Source organism: Frankia sp. CeTa3Moorea, assembly GCF_978021225.1.
Genome location: NZ_CDXDOR010000237.1, coordinates 1 through 2,808, shown reverse-complemented (window position 1 = coordinate 2,808; position 2,808 = coordinate 1). Strand labels below are relative to the sequence as shown.

Annotated in this window: 4 protein-coding genes; 1 reads left to right on the top strand and 3 read right to left on the bottom strand. The window is 65.6% G+C overall.

Features of this window, described 5'->3' with window-relative positions; genetic code table 11:
* The 3 genes from AC08OV_RS23410 to AC08OV_RS23400 all read right to left on the bottom strand — a co-directional run.
* Positions 1–354: CoA transferase subunit A (locus AC08OV_RS23410; protein ID WP_476620331.1), on the bottom strand; the 354-nt coding region annotated here is incomplete at its 3' end.
* Between the two features lie 183 nt (positions 355–537).
* The gene (locus AC08OV_RS23405) at positions 538–1,086 is read right to left on the bottom strand and encodes a lipocalin-like domain-containing protein (protein ID WP_476620330.1); all 549 of its coding nucleotides are present in this window, start codon (positions 1,084–1,086) and stop codon (positions 538–540) included.
* A 597-nt stretch (positions 1,087–1,683) separates the two neighbouring features.
* Positions 1,684–2,058, bottom strand: a complete 375-nt coding sequence (locus tag AC08OV_RS23400) for a DUF6444 domain-containing protein (RefSeq protein ID WP_476616207.1) — start codon at positions 2,056–2,058, stop codon at positions 1,684–1,686.
* A gap of 116 nt (positions 2,059–2,174) precedes the next feature.
* Between AC08OV_RS23400 and AC08OV_RS23395 the strand changes: the two genes are divergently transcribed.
* On the top strand, positions 2,175–2,808 hold a 634-nt coding region (locus AC08OV_RS23395; RefSeq protein WP_476620329.1), incomplete at its 3' end, for a hypothetical protein.

The window sequence follows — 2,808 nt, the reverse complement described above, 5'->3', positions numbered from 1 at the left end:
GTAGAAAGCCGGGATCCCCGCCCCGCCGGCCCGCAGCCGTTCGGCCAGCGTCCCCTGGGGAATGAGCTCGACCTCCAATTCCCCGCCGAGGAACTGCCGCTCGAACTCCCTGTTCTCCCCCACATAGGATCCGATCAGGCGATGGATACGGCCGGCGTCCAGGAGCACACCCAGCCCCCAGCCGTCGACCCCACAGTTGTTACTGACGATTTCGAGATCGGTGACATCGGCGTTCAGCAACGCCTCGATCAGCGTGCTCGGGATGCCGCACACCCCGAACCCACCCACCGCCAACGATGCTCCGTCACGGATATCGTCGATCGCCTTAGCTGCACTTGCGACGACTTTGTCCACTGTTCGCGCACCCCTTCTCTTGCCGCCGATCCCGCGTTGACGTGCAGGAACACGACCGACATTCGATCATTCCGATCTTCGTCCCGGGCCCGATCGCTGAATCGACCAGCAGGAAGACCAACGGATAGTGCGCGCCGGCTCAAATCGGTGCGGTCAGCGTGTGCGCCCGTCATGACAGAATTTCTACCTGCCGTCCAGCGGTGGCCGCGATGGGGCGACGGTCGCACCTTCCGGAGATTCCGCGGGCCGGACTCGCCTCCACGTCAGGCGTGGGACCCGGATGTCCGAGGCGTCCTCGTCCTCCTGCGCCGGGCAAGACAGTGTCAAGGTGTCCCCTTGCAGCGTGAAATCACGAACCAGGTCCTCTCCGATCCACCTGGGAACAGATGCTGCCCGCACCCGGTGAATGACCTGCCTGCCAGCTAGGTGGTAAGACCCGCAGTACCCAAAGAACGAGGTGCTCATGGAGATCGACTCGACATCGACACGCGATCCATCCCTGCGTTCAGAGACCGCGGTGCCATCCCGCGGGTCGCAGATGTGCACGGACATGTAGCCGTCTTCCCAGTAGACCAGTAGGCCGCCCGGCTGGGCACCCATGGGCCTCTCGAGAACATTTCCGTTACGGTTGGTGATGTCGAACGAGTCGAGCCGCCACACTCCCAGAGCGTTCGGCAGGAAACCATGCGCATCGGGATGGCCCAATGGATCCGAGCTGCCTGCGCTGTTCATGATTATTCCACCTCTCTTACACGCTGGTCGTAGGTCTTCCGACCGGTAGGCCTTGCCGCCTTCGAAAACGTTACGGACTAGCCGGCAAGTTGGCAAGTTTCGTGAATAAATGACTTTTTTGCGCATTCTGCGCATCAGGACCGGCAACGAGGGGCCGCCGGCCACGGCGAAAGAAACCGCCGGCGGCGGCATGTCACCCCCGTGGGGCTGGAACGCAGATCGCACAGCAGTGAATGCTACGAACGAGCCGGAAAACTAGCAAGTTTCGTAGATAGATAGCTTTTTGCGCATTCTGCACAGACGAGGAGCTGGCCCGCACCGGCGAGCAGCGCCGCCGGGACCGCGACCGGCCGGCTGGCCCTCGACCGGGCGAAGGCGAAGGCCGAGCTCCTGTTCCACCGGCTCGAACACCGCATCCGCGCCCATGTCCTGCCCTGCTGGCTCGCCCTGCTCCTCCCCCGGGCCGCCGAACGCCGGTCCGGGCAAACATGGCTCGCCATCCGCCGCCAGACCGGCCGGATCATGCAGGTCACCCTGGCCGGCCCCGCCGGCACGGTTACCCGGACCACCACCCCCACCCCGGCGCAGAAAGGCTATCTACCAGGCCGTTGCCGTCCCCCCACAGCCTGCGCACGCCGGCGGCTCGTGGGCCACCGTCCGGGTCGGGGTGGCGGTCATCGCAAGCGTCGAGCCGGGGTGCCCGTCCTGCCCACCGGGGCTGCGGTTGCTCTTCGTGCGCAGCGACTTCGGCGCGTCCGGCTTGGCCAGCCCGTCCGAACTCGGTGGCTTCGGGGAGTTCTTCGAGTTCTTCCCGGTCTGGGCGCGCAGCGCCTCGATCTCCCTGTTCGCCCGCTCCAGCGCGGCCTCGGTCCCGGCCAGCCTCGCCAGCGCCTCGGCGAGCGCCGCGGCCTGTGTCACGACCAGCGCCGCGAGCTCGTCGTACGACGGCGCGGACGGATCTTCGGGCACCATCGGGCGATGTGCGTCGTGCCTTCCGGTTCGCGACTCGGGGCGCCGCTCATGCCGGTCGGCCTACGCTTACGGCCTGTCGAACCATCCACCTCGATCCACCACTAGGGGCAGTACCTATGCGCGTCGTCTCCCTACTGCTCGTGCTGTGCATCGGGAGTGGACTGACCGACCTGAAGCTGTACACCGACCTTGTCCACCAGACCCAGCAGGGAGCGCTTGAGATCGCGCGTGCGGTGGCATCCGACCCGCTCCTGGCCCGGGCGGTCATGGGGAAGGATCCCGCGGGGGAGGTGCAGGCCCTCGCCGAACAGGCCCGGCGCCTCACAGGAGCGCAGTCCGTGGTCGTCATCAACAGCCGGGGTATCCGCTGCTCCGATCTCGATCCGAAGAACATCGGCAAACCGGTCAGCGCCGACCCCTCGGGCGCCCTCCACGAACAGGAGACTGTCAGTCGCGGGTCCGGGAGCCTGGGGTCGTCCGTGCGCGCCGAGGTTCCGCTGCGCGACACCGACGGTAAGATCGTCGGTGAGGTCAGAGTCGACGTCAGTATGCAGGATCTGCACCACCAGTTGCTCACGCAGCTGCCCAGCGCCGCGGAGAATCTGGGCCTGCAAGTGGTCGTCGGCATCACCACTATCATAGTGATCACGCTATATAACCGGGCCAAACTCGAAAAACTTGCCCGCGAACTCAAAAAAATTGTCCGCGCAATCGACGATCTCTGGGGTCATCTCAGGGACCGGCCCGCAC

Excerpts from the sequence above, each read along its gene's own strand:
- AC08OV_RS23400 (WP_476616207.1), bottom strand. The coding sequence starts at position 2,058 with ATGGTGCCCGAAGATCCGTCCGCGCCGTCGTACGACGAGCTCGCGGCG.
- AC08OV_RS23405 (WP_476620330.1), bottom strand. The coding sequence starts at position 1,086 with ATGAACAGCGCAGGCAGCTCGGATCCATTGGGCCATCCCGATGCGCAT.